General features: G+C 69.4%; 13 protein-coding genes and 1 pseudogene. 6 read left to right on the top strand and 8 right to left on the bottom strand.

The window, feature by feature from the left end:
• Positions 1 to 57: 57 nt before the first annotated feature.
• Positions 58 to 501, bottom strand: coding sequence for a MarR family winged helix-turn-helix transcriptional regulator (locus ACFYX0_RS27485; protein ID WP_388973981.1), 444 nt, complete (start codon positions 499 to 501; stop codon positions 58 to 60).
• Between the two features lie 126 nt (positions 502 to 627).
• Here ACFYX0_RS27485 and ACFYX0_RS27480 point away from each other — a divergent pair, with 126 nt between their 5' ends.
• Positions 628 to 1020, top strand: coding sequence for a nuclear transport factor 2 family protein (locus ACFYX0_RS27480; protein WP_388973980.1), 393 nt, complete (start codon positions 628 to 630; stop codon positions 1018 to 1020).
• A 45-nt stretch (positions 1021 to 1065) separates the two neighbouring features.
• Here ACFYX0_RS27480 and ACFYX0_RS27475 read toward each other — a convergent pair whose 3' ends face one another.
• The 6 genes from ACFYX0_RS27475 to ACFYX0_RS27450 form a co-directional block, all read right to left on the bottom strand.
• Entirely contained in the window at positions 1066 to 3132 is a 2067-nt protein-coding gene (locus tag ACFYX0_RS27475; RefSeq protein WP_388973978.1) for a phosphocholine-specific phospholipase C, read from the bottom strand.
• A 288-nt stretch (positions 3133 to 3420) separates the two neighbouring features.
• Positions 3421 to 4437, bottom strand: a complete 1017-nt coding sequence (locus ACFYX0_RS27470) for an MASE1 domain-containing protein (RefSeq protein WP_388973976.1) — start codon at positions 4435 to 4437, stop codon at positions 3421 to 3423.
• Positions 4434 to 5765 carry a PP2C family protein-serine/threonine phosphatase gene (locus ACFYX0_RS27465; protein WP_388974026.1) on the bottom strand — a complete coding sequence of 444 codons (1332 nt, stop codon included), beginning with the start codon at positions 5763 to 5765 and terminating at the stop codon, positions 4434 to 4436. The genes ACFYX0_RS27470 and ACFYX0_RS27465 overlap by 4 nt, the downstream gene beginning before the upstream one ends.
• Positions 5765 to 6235 carry a hypothetical protein gene (locus ACFYX0_RS27460; protein WP_388973975.1) on the bottom strand — a complete coding sequence of 157 codons (471 nt, stop codon included), beginning with the start codon at positions 6233 to 6235 and terminating at the stop codon, positions 5765 to 5767. The genes ACFYX0_RS27465 and ACFYX0_RS27460 overlap by 1 nt, the downstream gene beginning before the upstream one ends.
• 417 nt (positions 6236 to 6652) lie before the next feature.
• On the bottom strand, positions 6653 to 7387 hold the full coding sequence (locus tag ACFYX0_RS27455; protein WP_388973973.1) for a carbonic anhydrase: 735 nt from the start codon (positions 7385 to 7387) through the stop codon (positions 6653 to 6655).
• A gap of 212 nt (positions 7388 to 7599) precedes the next feature.
• Complete coding sequence (locus tag ACFYX0_RS27450) at positions 7600 to 8961, bottom strand: glycoside hydrolase family 3 N-terminal domain-containing protein (protein ID WP_388973971.1); 1362 nt, start codon at positions 8959 to 8961, stop codon at positions 7600 to 7602.
• Positions 8962 to 9751: 790 nt separating this feature from the next.
• On the opposite strand from ACFYX0_RS27450, the gene ACFYX0_RS27445 reads away from it, so the two are divergent.
• Positions 9752 to 11518 carry an ABC transporter permease gene (locus tag ACFYX0_RS27445; protein WP_388973969.1) on the top strand — a complete coding sequence of 589 codons (1767 nt, stop codon included), beginning with the start codon at positions 9752 to 9754 and terminating at the stop codon, positions 11516 to 11518.
• A 35-nt stretch (positions 11519 to 11553) separates the two neighbouring features.
• Positions 11554 to 13020, top strand: coding sequence for a nitrate/sulfonate/bicarbonate ABC transporter ATP-binding protein (locus ACFYX0_RS27440; RefSeq protein WP_388973967.1), 1467 nt, complete (start codon positions 11554 to 11556; stop codon positions 13018 to 13020).
• Between the two features lie 21 nt (positions 13021 to 13041).
• On the opposite strand, the gene ACFYX0_RS27435 is transcribed toward ACFYX0_RS27440, so the two are convergent.
• Positions 13042 to 13455 carry an ArsR/SmtB family transcription factor gene (locus ACFYX0_RS27435; RefSeq protein ID WP_388973966.1) on the bottom strand — a complete coding sequence of 138 codons (414 nt, stop codon included), beginning with the start codon at positions 13453 to 13455 and terminating at the stop codon, positions 13042 to 13044.
• A gap of 215 nt (positions 13456 to 13670) precedes the next feature.
• Here ACFYX0_RS27435 and ACFYX0_RS27430 point away from each other — a divergent pair, with 215 nt between their 5' ends.
• The 3 genes and pseudogenes from ACFYX0_RS27430 to tpg all read left to right on the top strand — a co-directional run bounded on the left by ACFYX0_RS27430 (position 13671) and on the right by tpg (position 17966).
• Positions 13671 to 14822, top strand: coding sequence for a magnesium and cobalt transport protein CorA (locus tag ACFYX0_RS27430; protein WP_388973964.1), 1152 nt, complete (start codon positions 13671 to 13673; stop codon positions 14820 to 14822).
• A 329-nt stretch (positions 14823 to 15151) separates the two neighbouring features.
• A pseudogene (gene tap, locus ACFYX0_RS27425) lies at positions 15152 to 17398 on the top strand (telomere-associated protein Tap).
• 13 nt (positions 17399 to 17411) lie between these two features.
• Positions 17412 to 17966: a telomere-protecting terminal protein Tpg gene (gene tpg / locus ACFYX0_RS27420; RefSeq protein ID WP_388973962.1), complete on the top strand. Its 555-nt coding sequence runs from the start codon at positions 17412 to 17414 to the stop codon at positions 17964 to 17966.
• The last annotated feature ends 157 nt before the right edge of the window (positions 17967 to 18123 follow it).

Genomic DNA, 18123 nt, shown 5'->3' with positions numbered 1-18123 from the left:
AGCCCCGGTCTTGAGGCAATCTCTTTTCTTCGCTCCGAGGTCCGGACGGGACGATCTTCAGGCGAACGGTCCGTCGTCGACGAAGCGCCGGAGGTGGTCGGCGAAGGTTCGGGCTTCGTCGGCCGACCATGAGGCGAGGCTGGCCTCGATGTGGGTGGACAGGCGTTGGCGCAGGATCTCCACCGTCCGCTCGCCCTCGCTCGTGAGGGCGAGCAGCGTCGCGCGACGGTCCGCGGGGTCCGGTTCACGTCGTACGAGCCCTGCCTCCTCGAGCCTGGAGGCACGACGGGTGACGCCGGAGCGGTCGAGTCCGGCATCCGGGGCCAGATCGGCGGCGCTTCGCGGCCCGGTCCTGGCCAGCCCGCTGAGCACCGGGTAGGTCAGTTCGTCCACGGCATCCCCCATGCCGGCGGTCAGGGTTCGGTACAGCTCCACACGGGTGCTGCGTTTGAGCAGTACGCCCAGGGCGTCGGCGATCTCGTGCCCCACATCGTTCTTCATGCCTCCCAGATTAGCGTGCGTGGCGCACGCGTATGGGCTACAGTGATGCAAGAAGCGTGCGTCGCGCACGTACTTCGGTTTGGGGTACCCCTTGGACGCCCCTTGGACACCACAAAGGATCGCGTTATGAACCGCACCGGCATCGCCGCCGCACTGGCCGACCTGCTCCTCGACTCCGGCCTTGACCTTCGTGAGGCTGCCGGCCGGCACTTCGCCCCCGACTACCGGCAGCGCACGGACGGCCGGTGGGACGACCGCGACGGCTTCCTGGAGCACATCGCCCACCTCCGTACGGTCGTCGCCGAGGTGTCCGTCGAGGTCCACGACGAGATGTACGACGGCACTCGCTACGCCGACCGCCACACGGTCCACGTCACGAAGCGGGACGGATCCACCGTGCGTACGGAGGTCTACCTGTTCGGCGAGTTCGCATCCGACGGGCGCTTTCGCCGTATCGAGGAAGTCACCCTCATGCTCGAAGGCTCCGACACGGATCGGAACCTGGGCAGCGCTCGCTGAGGATGGGGTTCGGTCCGCACCCTGGGCGGGGTGCGGACCGATGACTCAGCCGGTGACGCTGGCCGCACCCGTCTCGATGTGGCCCACGAAACGCCGCGAGAAGGAGCTGTCGGCGCCGACCGTGACGGTGAAGTCGTACCAACCGCCGTTGTACGCCACGGCGTTGAAGTAGTCGTCCGTGAACTGTCCGGCGACTACCCGATAGGTCCAGGGGCCGTCGCCCCGATAGTTGTTCGACGTGATGGTGAAGGTCACGTCCGCGGCGGTCTGGTTCGTCATACGGAACCAGACCGCCTGCTTACCGGTGTTCGGGGCCGGGGCGTAGAAGCAGCCGACCTCGATGTCCTTGGCCGGGCCGAGGGCATTGCCGGTGAACCGGCGCAGGAAGCGGTTGGGGCCGAGGACACTCAGGTCGTAGAGGCCGTTGCCGTAGCCGCTGCCGACGTTGATGTAGTCCTCCACCTGGCCATCGGTGTGCGTGGCGGCGTTGTAGGGGTCGACGGTGTACTGCCACGGGCCGCCGCTGCGGTAGGCGTTGGCGTAGACCGAGAAGTGCACCGCCTCGGTGGCCTGAACGCCCTGGTTCGCCAGGTCGATCCAGGCCAGGACCTGACCGTTCGCGTTGTAGTCGAACCGGCCGATGTAGGCGTTCGGCTGGTACGGCAGGGCCCGGGCCGGCTTGGTGCCCGGCTCCTGCGCGGGCAGCGCGTTGGTGTTGGAGTTCGGGTTCGGCAGCAGATAGCAGTGGACCTGGCCGATGACCGTACTGGTGGAGGGCAGGGACGGCATCCCGTAGACGGGGGAGGTGAAGTCGAAGCAACTGGTCAGGTCGCCGGTCACCTTGCGACGCCAGGCGCTGATGCTCGGGCAGCGCGCGGGGGTGCCGAGTGCCGTCGTCCAGGTCTCCAGGAACTGGATGACCGACGTGTGGTCGGTGACCTGGGAGTTGACCCAGCCGCCGCGGCTCCAGGGCGAGATCACGAACATGGGCACCCGGAAGCCGAGCCCGATCGGCGCTCCGTTGACGAACTCGTCCGAGGTTCCGGTCGGGGGGACCGGCGGCGGCACATGGTCGAAGAAGCCGTCGTTCTCGTCGTAGTTGACGAACAGAACGGTGGAGTTGAAGACGGCCGGATCCGCGTCGAGCGCCTGCATCACCAGGTTGATGAAGTGTGCACCGTCGTTCGGCGGGGCGGAGGGATGCTCCGAGAAGCCCTGGTTGGCGACGACCCAGGAGACCTGCGGAAGCGTGCCGTTCTGTACGTCGTGCCGGATGGCGGCCGCGATGTCGTCAGGCGTCGAGCCGGTGGCTCGCGGCACCGACGCCATGCCCCGGTCGTACAGCGGGTTGCCTGGCGAGGCGTTGGCGAACACGGAGAAGTAGGCGAGGCCGTTGTCGCCGAAGTTGTCGCCGGCGTTCTGGTAGACCTTCCAGCTCACGCCCGCGTTCTGCAGCGCCTCCGCGTAGGTCTGCCACTTCAGGCCGGACTCGTCCGCGCCGTCGTACGCGGGACCGCCGACGGTGCCGTTGGGGTCGATCATGCCGCCCCAGAGATAGGTGCGGTTGGGGCCCGTCGCGCTGAGGATCGAGCAGTGGTACGCGTCGCACAGGGTGTAGGCGTCGGCGAGGGCGTAGTGGAACGGGATGTCACCGCGGTTGAGGAAGCCCATGGTGCGGTTGGTGCCCTTGGCGGACACCCAACTGTCCATCTTGCCGTTGTTCCAGGCCTTGTGCTGCGAGGACCACCCGTGGTCGAGCGAGCCGTCGCACTGGGCGAGCCGCTCACCGTCGACGCCGAGCCAGGGGGATGTGGCGCTCATCGACCACGGGTACTGGCGCCCCGCTCCGGACGGCTGGTTGAAGACCGAATAGCCGCCCGGCAGCGTGATGGCGCTGCGGTCGGCGAAGCCCCGGACGCCCTTGAGGGCGCCGAAGTAGTGGTCGAAGCTGCGGTTCTCCTGCATCAGGACGACCACGTGCTTCACATCGGTGATGGCCCCGGATGCGGCTGATGCCGTTGAGTGGTCCGTGGCGGGCAGTGCGTCCAGCCCCAGAGCGGTGCCGACGACGGCTGCTCCTCTGAGGAACGTACGGCGGTCGAGCGGTGACACGTGGACCTCCGAAGGGCGGTGGGCGAGATGACAGGCAGGGTTACCTTCGATCCGTTGCGTGGCCGAGGGCCGAGGGCCAGCCAACATGGGCATGAACCTTTCAAATCCCTCTTGGACCAGACTCGTTACACAATCGAGATGAAGGGTGTCCGTGCACATCGGGGCGGGGCCGTCGCCGGACCGGACTCCTCGGTCGGCGTCGGCTGTCCGTGACGGTGCTGCGGTCGATCACAAGGGGATCGATCACAAAAAGATCGATTACGAGTGGATCGATTGCGAGTCGATCGATCACGACGGACGCGCAGGTCCGCCGTCCTCCCCCTCTTTGCCCCGGTCGACGGGAGGCGTCGACGGGCCACCTGTGTCCGGTGTGATCCGTGCCGTCATCTCGGCCAGCCGCCTACAGGTTTCCTCGATCTTCGCCTGGGCCTGGTTCCGTTCGGTGATGGCTGCGGAGAGCAGCAGCGCGGTCATCGAGGCGGCTCCGTTGAACGCCTGTAGGGCGACCATGTCGGTGAGAACGGTGTGACCGGCGAACGAGCCTGATCTGCGGGTGGCGGCGAGGATCGCCCCGGTGGATGCGGCCAGCGCGCAGGGTGCGGCTCCGGAGAGTTGGAAGCGGAAGGCGGCCCAGGTCACCAGGGGGAAGGCCAGGAAGATCAGCGGGACCGGAGCGTTTTCGAGGAAACCGACGCCGAGGGCGGCCGTGACGAGCACCGCTCCCTCTTCCCAGCGGATGGCTGGTGCGAGCTTCGGCCAGTGTGTCGAGCGCAGGACGAGCAGCACGGGTGTGACCACGAGAACGCCCATCGTGTCACCGGTCCACCAGACCCACCACGTGGACCAGAACCCGTTGGTGGGAAGCGCGTGTGCGAGGTGCAGGGTGACGCTGCCCACCGTCGCGCTGATCAGCATGCCGGTGAGCCCGCCGAGGAAGACCAGTGCGAGCGCGTCGCGGAAGCGGTCGACATCGGTGTGGAACCCGGCGCAGCGCAGGAGCGCGTACGAGCACAGGGGCGCAAGGGTGTTGCCTGCCGTGATCGCGAGCACGGCGGGGACCGATGGCCCGAGCGAGATGTTGATCAGGAACGCGCCGAGTGCGATTCCGGGCCAGACCCTCAGGCCGATCAGGAGCAGGCCGGCCACGGCGATGCCGGTCGGCGGCCACAGCGGGGTGACCTGGCCGCGCACGAGTTCCTGAAGCAGCCCCAGCCTGCCGGACGCGTAATAGAGCGCGGCGACGGTGCAGATCTGCAGAACGCTCATGCCGCCGCGCCGCAGCCTGTCACGGTGAGCGGCGGTCATCGGGGGGTCCGCAGGGCGAGGATGGCCATGTCGTCGTGCCCGTCGCTGGGGTGGTGGTCGGCCAGGGCCCGGACGAAGTCCTGCAAGGGCAGGGCCGCGTACCTGATGGACAGTTCGGCCAGTGCGGCAAGGCTTTCGTCGATGGGGTGGTCGGGGTGTTCGATGAGCCCGTCGGTGAAGAAGACCACGGTGGAGTCCGGAGGCAGGGGGTGGGTGTGGTCCGGGCGGTCGTGTCCGCAGGCGACGTTCAGCGGTAGTCCGGGCTCGGCGGACAGGTACTGAGCCCGGCGGTCGGGGGTGATCAGCAGAGGTGGGACGTGGCCCGCGGTGCTCCAGTGCAGCCTCCAGGCGGACCCGGCGGGTTCGATACGCGCCAGGCTGGTGGTGGTGACGGGGTTGTCGGTGATGGCCTGCAGGGTGCGGTCGAGCTGGGCGAGGATCTCGCTGGGCGGAGTGCGCAGGTGGAACAGCAGAGCGCGCAGCATGTTGCGGGTGGAGGCCATGGCGGCCGCGGCGTGCAGGTCATGGCCGACCACGTCGCCGATCACCACCGCGGCAGCGCCGTCGGGCAGCAGAATGGCGTCGTACCAGTCGCCGCCGAGCGGGCTGGGTTCGGTGGCCGGTCGGTAGATGGCGGCCGCGTCAAAGGGCCGCATGTCGGGCAGCGTGGGCAGCAGCAACCGCTGGAACTGTTCTGATCCGGCACGATCCTGTTCGAAGAGGCGGACGTTGTCGATGGCGACGCCGGCGGCGCTGGCGAGGGCGATGACGATGTTCTCGTCGTAGACGTCGAAGGGCTGTCCGTCGCGTCGCTCGGAGAGGTAGAGGTCGCCGTAGATCTCGCTGCGGATGCCGATGGCGACGCCGAGCAGGGTGCCCAGGTGTGGGTGGCCGGGCGGGAACCCGACGGAGGCCGGGTGGGAGGCGATGTCGTCGAGCCGCAGGGGCTCGGGGTGGTGGATGAAATGTCCGAGCACGCCCATGCCGCGCGGAAACCCCACCTTGGCCAGGGCCGCGCGTTCCCCTTCGGACAGGCCGACGGCGATGAACTGCTCAAGGTGCTCACCGGACTCGTCGAGTACGCCCAGTGCCCCGTAGCGGGCGCCGACCAGATCCATGGCGGTGGTCACGATGCGGTGCAGTACTGCGGGCAACTCCATCTCCCTGGTGATGGCCACCACCGCGTCCAGCAAGTCCTGGATCCGGTCCTTCGCAGCGGCCAGGGCGCGCAACTGCTCGTCGATCCGGCTCAGTTCGGCGTCCAGACGCAGCAGCAGGTCAGAGTGGGGCGGCCGCCTCGGCGCCTTCCCCCCCTCGCCGCCCGTCATCACGACGGCCCGGTGGAGCGGTACACGCTCTCGGTGGCCCTCTCGTCCGGGGCCGGGCAGCCGAACTCGTCCAGGCGCAAGTGGCCGATGGTGCTGAAGCGGGCGATCACCGAGCTGAGGTGCATGGCGGCCCCGGCCTCCTTCGTACGTGAAGACTGCACGGGTCGCATCGACGCGGTCTCGGGGTGCTCGGCGGTCCTCGCGGGGCTCATGCGCTCGTGCCCTTCTGGTTCACGGTTCTGGTGGTCGGCTTCGACGGCCGGTCGTACGTGGCCGGGTCCGGCAGCGGACGCGGAACCGCCGGTGGACGGCGCCTTGCACGCGGCGAGATGACCTTTGCCGCCGCGGGGATGGGTCTCATGCTCGCGGGCGCCGCGATCCGTCTCCAGGGTTTGGTTGTCAACGACCTTGCGGGCTTGGAGGGCCACCAGATCGGTGCCGGCCGATCCGAACTCGTGTGCGTCCTGCATCCCGGCGATGACGGCGGCGGCCGGGAACTGGCCGCGCAGCAGCGGAACCTGTGGCTGCTGCGTACTCCGCCCAGCACCTCGAACGCCTCGACCTGCCCTCGTCCGCCGACGCCCGCGCCTTCGCCACGGCGTTCCAGGTCGCTCGGTTGCTCCGGGCCGACACCTGAGCCGAGACCTCGGGGTCCGCCCTGCGGTCACGACGTATCCGCTTGTACAGCCACTCATCGGAGCGGTACACCCCGGCCTCCTGACACGACCGTGATCAAACGAGGCCACAGCGTGACACGGCCGAACAGTCCAACCCGCTCATTACTCCGCAAGCGGCATGCCCTGTCGGCAGCTTGGGGATGCCTCGGTGCGGTGGTCCGGTCCCGTTCGCCCGCCCCGCAACGACTGTCCGCTTCCTCCGATGGGTCATCAGGAGGGCGCGCCGTCCAGGACCTCCACCTTGCCGGTGTCGAGCGAGTAGTAGGAGCCGACCACGGCGAGGGCGCCCTTGGCCACGAGCGGTGCGAGGTCATCGTTGGAGCGCAGCGCCTTCGCGGTCAACTTGACCTGAGCACGGGCCATCGTCTCGACCGGGTCCGTGCCCCCTTCCCGTACCGCCTGCTGGTACGCCGGCCGCAGGGCCCTGGCGATCGCCTGCAGATTGCCGGGCAGCCGCTTACCGTCCTGAAGGGCGCCGTACGCCGCCTTGACGGCGCCACAGCGCTGATGCCCGAGGACCACGACGAGCGGAGTGCCACTCGTCATGGGGCCGTACTCGACAGATCCGGTGACGACCGGGCCGGCCGCCGTCCCGCCGGTGCGCATCACGTAGAGGTCACCCAGGCCGGTGTCGAAGAGGAGTTCGGGAGGCACGCGGGAGTCGATGCACGACAGGATCGCTCCGAAGGGCTCCTGCTCCTGCGCCACGAGCTGACGCCGGTCCGGGTCCCGGTCGGGGTGTCGCAGATCTCCGCTCACCCAGCGCTTGTTGCCTTCCACCAGTCTGGCGAGCGCGGTGGCGGGCGAGGTCGGGCGTGCTTCCGGCGAAAGACTTTTCGCGGTCGGTGCCGTCCTGGTCGATGAACAGCTCGCGAGCATGATCGTCGCACCCGCAAGCCCGCCGGCGAGCAGGGTTCTGCGGTCCGGGCGTCCTGCTGTGTCCATCGGTCGTTCTCCTCAGCCGCTCAGACACGTCCGTACGTCTTGGCCGGGGTGATTGTGCAGGGTGGCGCGGGTGCCCCTGAGGCAGGCACGAGCGGCTGCGGGCCACGTTGCCACCGACGGCCCACAGAAACGCTGCCATCGGCTCTACGGGGCCCGTCAGGCCAGGGCCCGCGCCACCCATCCTTCGTCTTGGGCTGCGGCCCGGCGGGCGTTCAGCTGCAGACGAGCAGGCCCGCGTTCTGCTTGGCGGTGAGGATCCGACGCACACTGTCGTTGACCTTGGCGCGGAAGGCGGCGTCCTGCTGCATCCGGGTCTGGACCGCCTGCGCCATCGCCGGTACGACGTCCGGCCGCACCGTCAGGATCATGTTCCCGCCCGCCGCGATGAAGTTGACCGCTCGCTGGGCAGGGGTGAAGGACCGCACCGCCACCGCTTGGCCGAGGTCGTCCGAGATGACCACGCCCTTGAAGCCGAGCTGGGTGCGCAGCACTTGACCGATGACGGTCGACGAGAAGGCCGCCAGATGGTGTGAGTCGATCTTGGTGTACGTGGCGAGTGAGATCATCACGAACGGCGAACCCGCCCGGATGCCGTTACGGAACGGGGTGAGGCTCGCGCTGCCGGCGCTCGTCACCGAGTCCTTCACGTTCGCGGTGGTGTCGGTGTTGCCGAGCACCTGGCCCAGCCCGGGAAAGTGCTTGAGCGTGGTCATGACGCCCGCCTGTGCGAAACCACTGGCGAAGGCGCCGCTGTGGGAACTCACGACGTCGGGTGTGTGGCCGTACTCGCGGTAGTAGCGGCCGATCGGGCCGTTGCGGGTACCGAGGGAGGCCGGGACGACATCGGCGACCGGAGCCAGGTTGAGGTTGACGCCGGCGGCCTTCAACTGCTTGGCCCAGTCGGTCGCCCGGCTGCGGAGGGTCGTGGTCGACCAACTGCCCTGAGTCAGCCCGTTGGGTATGGTCGAGAACCCGGGGCCGCTCAGCACCTGCACCTGGCCGCCCTCCTGGTCGGTGGAGACGAACATGCCCACGCGATGCCCGCCGACCACGTCCGCCTGGCTCCGGACGCCGTCGACCACTGTCTTGGTCGCCCGTGTGCCGGCGGTGCTGCGTCCGGTCAGCATGATCGACCCCACGTGGTTGGCCCGCAGAGTACGCACTTGAGTCTGGTCGGCCCGGGCCGCGGAGACGCCCCCCATGAAGAGCTGTCCCACCCGCTGTGCGGTGGTCATGGCGGAGAAGTACTTGTCGACACAGGTGGCGGCGGCCAGGGGCGGGACGACGCTCGCGTTGGCCGGTGCGGTGAAGGTGGCACCCGAAGCGGCGATTGCGGCCGAAAGAGTGGTGGTGGCCGAGGTTCCCCCGGTGGGAGAGTAGCCGGGCAGAGAGCCGGTGGCGCCAGGAGCCAGCGCGCCAGGGCTGTCCGGGGCGGCTCTGACGGAGCCGGTGACACTCCCGTGCGCGGCTGCTTCGCCGCATGCGGAAGCGGCCAGCACCAGGGAGACCAGTGGGGCCGCGGTGCGCAGAGCCGTGGAGCGGCGTCTGCCGAGCCGCCGGGCGCGTATCGTCATCGATTCTTCTCCTGTCCTGGATGCACCATGGACCGTCCGCGACGGTGGGACCCACCTTGCTTCTGTTGCGCTGAACAGGGGGTGCCGCGTCACCTCGACCGCGCGCGCAGTACGTGAGTGCGGCGCTTCCTTCGGGGGGGTGGACGGTGCCGTGAAAGGAATGAGCTGGGGTGTGCGAACGCCGTAGGTGAGAGGCCGGGGGCCTGCCCCGGGACCCCGAGGCACCTGGCCCGTTCCGATGGATGGCGCCGCATGTCAGGATTGCGATCTGCCGAAGTCCTGGCCGGCCGGCAGCCGCTCCCTTCGGGCTTTATGGTCGGCTCGGCTCCATCCTGCGGACTACTGGTTGGCTTTGCAACCCTGGCGAGAGTGTCACTCGGGCGTGCGCCGGTGCTTCGGAGGCCGAGTTGCCGCACCCCCTTATTTGCGTATCAATGCAACAAGGGCCACACTCTTGGGGTCGGGTCCTGTGCATGCGCTGAGCGTGGCCGGGTCGGAGTCACATCACGAAACGGAGGCGGCCATGAGCGCAGACCCTCCCAGTCCGTGCTGCCTCCAGGGCATTCGCTGACACTTGCCCACCGGGCCGCTCGGCCCTGTTTCTCGCGCCGGGCACGACCTCAGTTCCGCTGAGGCGGCGGTGCCCGGGTGGGCCTTTCCCACTTCCCCTTCTTACTTACCTGTTTTTCCCATGCTGTCCGGGGTTGCCCTGCCCTGCCGTCGGCACGCCGGTGCGTGCGTGGCGGTCGGGCGTGTCGTCGTGCCCCGGTGGGGGGCGGAGGTTCTCGTGATGTCGATCCGTACGGACAACGAGCCGGCTGAGACGGCGGTGCGCATGCCGCCGAGGGCGAGGCTGCCCAGGCGCCTGTCCGGGTTCTCCTGGGTGGACGCGGCGGTGGCCGCGGCCGTGCTGGTGACGTTGTACGGGGTGCTGCGCGTGGGGCACGGCACCACCATCGCGTTCAACACCCACCAGAACGTGAGGGTCGACACCGATCCGGCGCGGCTGCCCTACGACGCTGCCCGCTCGCTGCTGCGGATGTTCGCCGCGTTCGCCCTGTCGATCGTGTTCACTTTCGTCTACGCCTATGCCGCTGCCAAGAGCAGAAGGCTGGAGCGGATCCTCCTCCCCGCCCTGGACATCCTGCAGTCGGTCCCGGTGCTCGGCTTCCTGACCGTGGCGGTGACCGGGTTCGTCGCCCTGTTCCCCGGCTCCATGCTGGGCCTGGAGTGCGCCGCGATCTTCGCGATCTTCACCTCTCAGGCGTGGAACATGGCCTTCGGGTTCTACTACGCCCTGACCTCCCTCCCGCGGGAACTGGACGAGCTGTCACGGTCGTTCGGCTTCACCCGCTGGATGCGGTTCTGGAAGGTGGAGGTGCCGGCCGGGATGATCGGCCTGGTCTGGAACGGCATGATGAGCTTCGGCGGCGGCTGGTTCTTCCTGGTCGCCTCCGAGGCGATCAGCGTCGACAGCCAGCGCTATGCCCTGCCGGGCGTCGGCTCCTACGCCGGCGCCGCGATCGCCGAAGGCGACCTGGGCAAGGTGGGCTGGGCGATCCTGGTCATGGCGGTCATGGTGATCGGCGTGAACTTCCTGTTCTGGCGGCCGCTGACGGCCTGGGCGGAGAAGTTCAAGAATGAGCAGTCCGAGGCGAGCGAGGTCCAGCGGTCCGTCGTACTGGGCGTCCTGCGCCGCTCGCACTGGCCGCAGTTGCTCGGGCGGGTACTGCGCCCGGTGGGGCACGGGCTGAGCAGGGCGGCCCGCGTCTTCGGCCGCGACGATCGGCCGCTGATCGTCGACCGCACCCGGCAGCGCGCCGGAGACATCGTCTTCACCCTCGTCGCGGGCGGCCTGATCATATGGGGTCTGATCGACCTCGGCCGCTATCTCTACGACCGCACGGGTCTCGATGTGTTCGACGAGCCGCTGCTGCTGGGCCTGGCCACGCTCGCCCGGGTGGTGGTGCTGGTCGCGCTGGCGACGGTCGTGTGGGTGCCGATCGGCGTGCGGATCGGCTTCTCGCCGCGGCTGACCCGGATCGCCCAGCCGGTCGTGCAGGTGCTGGCGTCCTTCCCCGCCAACTTCCTCTTCCCGCTCGCGGTGTGGTTCTTCCTGAAGACCGGGCTGTCCATCGACGTCGGCGGCACACTGCTGATGGCGCTGGGCGCGCAGTGGTACATCCTGTTCAACACCATCGCCGGTGCCATGGCGATCCCCAGTGATCTGCGCGAGGCCATGGACGATCTGGGCGTGACCGGCTGGCAGCGATGGCGCCGACTGATCATTCCGGGGATCTTCCCGTCGTACGTCACCGGTGGGATCACGGCCTCCGGCGGTGCCTGGAACGCCTCGATCGTCTCCGAGGTGGTCACCTTCGGCGGCACCACCCTCACCGCCACGGGCCTTGGCGCGTACATCGCGAAGGCTACCGAACACGGCGACCACCCGCATCTGATCGCCGGAGTGGCGGTGATGAGCCTGTACGTCGTCGGACTCAACCGGCTGCTGTGGCGCCGCCTGTACCGGTTGGCCGAGACCCGCTTCTCCCTCTGAACCTCCCGTTCCTCACAAGCATTTGGAGCACGTCCATGGTGCTGAACGCGCTGCGCGGCCTTCGCACGAACCGGCAGGCCCGGGCCGGCCTCGCCCACCTGACGGCCGACAGGCCTCGCCGCCCCGCCGACGGCGAACTGCTGCTGGAGACCGTCGAGCTGACCAAGTCCTACGCCGGCGCCGACGGCGAACTGCCCGTACTGTCCGGTATCGACCTCCAGGTCCGCGCCGGTGAAGTGGTCGCGCTGCTCGGCAAGTCGGGCTCGGGCAAGTCCACGCTGCTGCGCTGCCTGGCCGGGCTGGTGCCCGCCAGTTCCGGCACCGTCACCTACAGGGGCACGCCGCTGACCGGCGCCAATCCGGGCACGGCGATGGTCTTCCAGACGTTCGCCCTGCTGCCGTGGCTGACCGTGCAGCAGAACGTCGAGCTCGGTCTGGAGGCCAAGGGAGTCCCGGCCGCCGAGCGCGCGGACGCCGCCCGGCAGGCCATCGACCTCATCGGCCTGGACGGCTTCGAGTCCGCCTACCCCAAGGAGCTGTCCGGCGGCATGCGCCAGCGCGTCGGCTTCGCCCGCGCCCTCGTCGTGGAACCGGACGTGCTGATGATGGACGAGCCGTTCTCCGCCCTGGACGTGCTGACGGCGGAGAACCTGCGCGGTGAGTTGATGGAGCTGTGGGAGTCGGGCCAGTTCCCGACCCGCGCCATCGTGCTGGTCACCCACAACATCGAGGAGGCCGTGCTGATGGCCGACCGGATCGTGGTCCTCGGTGCCCGCCCCTACGGAACGATCCGCGAGGTCTTCGAGGTCGGTCTGGAGCGCCCCCGGGACCGTGACTCGGCCGCCTTCGAGGCGCTGATCAACCGTGTGTACCGCACCATGACCGGACGCCAGAAGGAGGGCCGTGTCCCCGGTCGCCACGAGCCGGCCGAGCTGGAGAAGCGCACCCCGGCCAACACCCCGCTGCCCCCGGCGAGCGTGGACGGACTCTCGGGGCTCGCGGAGATGGTGCTCCACCGGGGCGGCCGTTGCGATCTGGCCGACCTCGCCGACGAACTCGGCCTGGAGATCGACGATCTGATGCCTCAGGTCGATGCCCTGGACCTGCTCGGCTTCACCCGTCTCAGCGGGGACGACCTGCTCCTGACGGACACGGGTACCGCGTTCGCGGACGCGGATGTCCAGAAGTCGAAGAAGATCTTCGCCGAGGCGGTCCGGCACGCCCCACTGGTCACGCTGATCGCCAACAGCCTGCGGCAGAACTCCGGCGGCAGTCTCCGCGCCGGTTTCTTCCGCGATCTGCTGGCCCACCACTTCACCACCGAGCAGGTCACCCGCCAGCTGGAGACGGCCACCGACTGGGGACGCTACGCCGGGCTGTACGCCTACGACGCCGAGCCGCAGGAGTACCACCTCGATGAGAGCGACGCGAACGAAGAGCACGATGAGATCGACGCGAACGACGACATGCGCCTGGCCCTGACCGGCGAAGAGCAGGCCTGAGCCGGCGCAGAGGCGCCGGTCTCAGTGTTCGGCGGCGGTCCGCCGCACCCTGGTCAACCGTGCCGGGGCGTCCTGTTCCTGCACGGCGGCCGCTTCACGTGCCGTCGCCGCTTCCGTCCCCCCTGCGGCCACCACCTCGTCCGATGCCAGCACCGCACTCTCCAGCAGTGCCCGCACCTGCGGACCGGCGGCCCGGTAGAAGATGCGCGTGCCCTCGCGCCGAGAGGTCACCAGCCCCGCAGAACGCAGCTTCGCCAGGTGCTGGGAGGTGGCCGCGACATGCGCCTCGATCAGCTCGGCCAGGTGGCTGACCGGCAGCTCCCGTTCGCTCAGCGCCCACAGCAGCCGGTAGCGCGAGGGGTCGGCCACCGCCTTGAGCACCGCCACCGACCGCTTGGCCCGCTCCTCGTCCCACGACGCTACTTGCGCTTCCATGCAAATATGTTAACCGTTGGTGTGGCTGAGGCCTCGCGTCATCAAGAGGTCTGCACAGCCCCTGACCTTCGGCCCCCGCCCGTGAGCGCCGTCAGCGCCGGCGTGGTCGGCGTGCGCCTCCCGGTCACCGCTCATTCCGCCGCAGGCACCGGCTTTGACCCGGTCCTTACCCGCTGCTGGCACACTGCGCGGACCCGGCGAAGGAGAGCACCCCTATGTCCATGGTCGGCAACCTGCGCAAAGTGGCCAGCCTGACGCGTCGCAACCGCCGTCGCGTCGACCTCAGCCACCCCGCCCGCTCCCCGCTCGGCTCGGCCGTCGTCAACTGCGTCATCTACCGCGACGGCGTCCGCCAGGAGACCGCCCCCACCGTCGAGGAGTCCCTCGCCCGGGTCCGCAAACACGGTGACGGCTTCGTCTGGCTCGGCCTGCACGAGCCCAGCGAGGCGGAGTTCGCGCGCGTCGCCGAGTTGTTCGGCCTGCACCCGCTCGCCGTCGAGGACGTGGTGCAGGCTCACCAGCGGCCCAAGCTGGAGCAGTACGACGACGTGTTGTTCACCGTCCTCAAGACGGTCACCTACGTCGAGCACGAGCGCCTGACCGCGACCAGCGAGGTCGTCGACACCGGCGAGATCATGGTCTTCATCGGCCCCGACTTCGTCGTCACCGTCCGCCACGGACGCCATGGCTCCCTCGGCCCGCTCCGCGAGGACCTCGAGGCCGAACCCGAGCAACTGGCCAAGGGCCCCTCCGCGGTGCTGCACGCGATCGCCGACCACGTCGTCGACGACTACGTGACCGTCGCCGACGACGTCCAGGAGGACATCGACGAGGTCGAGACCGAGGTCTTCTCACCGAACGGCATCAAGACCGCCGACGCGGGCCGTATCTACCAGCTCAAGCGTGAACTCCTGGAGCTGAAGCGGGCGGTGGTCCCGCTCGGCCGTCCGCTGGATGTGCTCTCCACGACTCCGCCGCGCACCGTCGACCCGGAGATACGCGCGTACTTCCGTGACGTCGCCGACCATCTCGCCCGAGTCACCGAGCAGATCACCGGCTTCGACGCCCTGCTCGACTCGATTCTCCAGGCCCACCTGGCGCAGGTCGCGGTCGCCCAGAACGACGACGCCCGCAAGATCACCGCCTGGGCCGCGGTCATCGCCGTACCCACCATGGTCACCGGTATGTACGGCATGAACTTCGAGTACATGCCCGAGCTGCACTGGCGCTTCGGCTACCCCCTCGCGCTGGGCGTGATCGTCGTGGTCTGCGCCGTCATCTACCGCGGGTTCAAACGCAACGGCTGGTGTCCGGTCTCGGGTATCTCCGGGTACGGCGTTCCTCCGACCTGCGGTACCCGGACTTGAGTGAGACACCTTGCTCGTCCGGCGTCTTGGAGAAGTCCGGGTAGCAGCTCGTCCGCCACGCCGAGCTGCGAGCGCCGCAATACTCGGACCAGCACAGACATCGAACCGTGCCCGGACTTGTGCGGGACGTTGGTTGGATGCCCGGAGATCTCTGAGACTGCCCGGACTTCGCGGAGACCGGACAGCTGGCTCTGACCGGGCATCCGGCAGCCGTGGTAGGGCTTCCCGCGTGCCCGCGCCCGTCAGGCCGAGAGCGCGCACGCGAAACGCACGGCGAACGTACGCGATCCGTACGCCGCGCGACGTAGGATGGCGCGCGGGAGGTGCTGATGTCCGAGCTGTTCGACGCGGTCGACGCGCTGGTGGCGTCCCGGTCCCCGTTGCCGCCGCCGGAGGAGCGCAAGCGGCTGCGTTAGGCCCATGGGCTGACTCTGGACGAGGTGGCAGGGGCGCTGAAGGTACGGCGGGCGACGGTGTCCGGCTGGGGGTCCGGTAAGACCGAACCGCGGCCGCCGGAGCGCGACGCCTACGCGCGTCTGCTCAAGCAACTCGCCGCGATGTACCCCGCCCCGGCCGACCCCGCCCCGGCCGACCCCGCGCCTGCCGCCATCGGCGCGACGCCCGAGACCACCGACCGCGCGCCCGCTCCGGCGGTAGAGGCGCGCACTGTGCCCCGAGACCGGGCACGTGAGGCTGCGGCCACGGCTTCTTCCGGGACCACTGCACCCCGCCCCGCCGTTGGTGCCGTTGGGGCGGGTTTCGCGGTCGCCACTACGCCGTCGCCGGCGTCGCGCCGCCCGATCGGCAAGCAGGCGACACCGGCCAACGCCCCGGTGACCGGAACCGACCGGTTCGGCAACGGCCCCTTGCTCGTGATCGACGCCGACGACGACCGCCTGGTCACCGGTTACGGCATCGGCGGCCTGGTCCTGGACGTACCCGCCAAGTCGCTGCCCGCGCTGGTGGAGTGGACGCTGAAGGAGGCACAGCTGGGGGCCGCGAAGCTGCATGCCTCCGGCAAGGACGCCGACCCGCTGCTGGTGCTCACCGCGGCCGCCTGCGAGCGATACGGGCTCCCGGCCGCGCTGCCGGACTCCGAGCGGCTCGCCGGACGGCTCTCGGACGGACACAAGGTCCTCAAGTAACTGGACCGCGCCGACTGGCAATTGACGAAGCGCGGGTTCGGACCCTGGGCGCGGATCTACCGCCCTGCCCAGGGCCGGGTGCGACAGTGTGTGCAGCTGTGCATCCCGTCGTGGAACGCGCTCGACACCCGCACCTGGGGCCACGCCGCGCAGCTCGACGCGGCGGAACTCGCCCGGCTGCTGGCCACCTACGCGACCCGGGTGATGACGCCGCGGGGCTCCACCGCCGTCACCGGCCTGGAGCTGATGACCGCCCTCAACCCGCCCACCCGCGCGAGCGAGCCGGACGCGAGCGGCAAGCGGCACAAGGAGCACCGGCCCGGCTCACTGGGCGAGCACCCGATCGACTGCGCGCCGTGCGAGGCACCCGACGGTCACCCGCTGCTCGCCGACCTGCCCCGCTTCCACCAGCGGGGACCCGCGGAGATGCTGTTCGAGGAAGCGTACGACTGGGCCCGGGAACTGACCGACGCGGAGTGCATGCAGCGGTTCCTGGTCGGCATCGACGTCAACCTCGCCTTCGGCGCCGCTGCCAACGGCGCGGTCGTCGGACTGGCGACCCCGCCCGTGCACGTCACCAACCCCACCTTCGACCCGACGCTGCCCGGGGCATGGCTGGTCGACCTGTCCCACGTCGACCTCTCCCATGTCCTGGTCGGCAAGAAGTGGCGGCGACTGGAAGGCGCTTTGCTGCCCAGCCCGTTCACCCCGACCGGCGACCGGCCGACGGGCCCGGCCTGGTACGCGACCCCTACGGTGGCGTACGCGGTGGAACTCGGTTACGAGGTCGCCCCGATCGAGGCCTGGGTGCGGCGGGAGAAGGGCAGGTTCCTGGACGGCTGGTACAAGCGCTTGCGCAACGCCTACGTCGACACGATGGGCGACCTGGGCGTGGACGAGTCGCTGCCCCCGCAGCAGTTCCTCCAGGCCATGGACGGCTGCAAGCAGCGTGACCCGGAGACGGCGATCGTGCTGGACGCCGTCAAGTCCACGGTGAAGGGCGGTATCGGCAAACTGCGTGAGCGGGCGCGCGGCGGCGGCTGGAAGCCGGCTCAGGCATGGCCTGCCCTCGCACGGCCGACATGGCGGCCGGACATCCGCGCGGTCGTCATCGCCCGGGCCCGTATCAACATGCACCGCAAGATGGTGGCCCTTGCCGCGGCCACCGGCCGGTACCCGGTGGCGGTCCTGTCCGACTGCGCCGTGTACGCAGCCACCGGTCCGTCCCCGCTGGACGTCCTGCCGTACGACGCCGACGGCAAGACCGTGCCCGGCTCCTTCCGGCTGGGGGTGTCGCCTGGGATGGTCAAGCACGAGGGCACCCAGACCACCCTGTGGGCGGAGGAAGTGCGCGAGCAGTACGGCGAGGTCCTCAGCCTCGCCCGGTACATCAACACGGGCGAGGTCACCGCCAAGGACGACGGAGAGTAGGGGACGAGGACCGATGGACACGGTCGGGGACGGTCTCGACTCCGTACTGCAGAAGGCGTTCACACGCCCGATCCCGAAGAGCGCGGGTGCGCAGATGCGATATCTGGTCCGGCAGCTCAAGGGCACCAGGGCGGTGGCCGAGCTGCTCGGCGTCACCCAGCGCACCGTCGAGCGGTATGTGAAGGACCAGATCAAAAGGTCACGGCCGGAGTTGGCGCAGCGCATAGAGCGTGAGGTCAGGAAGCGGTGGCAGCCGCAGATCCGCGCCAAGGCCAAGGAGGCCGCGGCCACCACCGGCGGCATCGTCATCGACACCAGCGCCCGGTTCGGCTACTCCGCCGCCCCCGGCACCACCGACGACGCCCGGCTGCGCCACCTCACCGTGGCGCTGCCCCCGCAGTACGCCGCCCGCCTCTTCGAGACCAAGGACGCCGGCGGGACCGAGCAGCAGCTACGGGACATCGCGGCCGAGGGCCTCCAGAAGATCTACTTCAAGGACCACGGCCGCCGGGCCCAGGGCCTGCTGGTGGAGTTCACCGACGTGGAGCAGGTGGAGTTCGACCTGTAGGCACGCTGTGCCGGAGCGAGTCGCGGGCCATGCCGAGGGGAGCAGCGGGTCGCGCTGATCGTGCGCCCGGTCAAGGCGGTCGAGGCGCGGCACATCGTCGGGGGCGGGCCGTTCCGTCCCGGTGGCCCCGTCCCCGCTCCCTGCGGCCGGTGACACA

Origin of the sequence: Streptomyces sp. NPDC002573, from assembly GCF_042889625.1 — a bacterium.
GTDB lineage: Bacteria > Actinomycetota > Actinomycetes > Streptomycetales > Streptomycetaceae > Streptomyces > Streptomyces gibsoniae.
The sequence above is the reverse complement of the archived record's forward strand: the minus strand, read 5'-3'. Positions and strand labels throughout refer to the sequence as shown.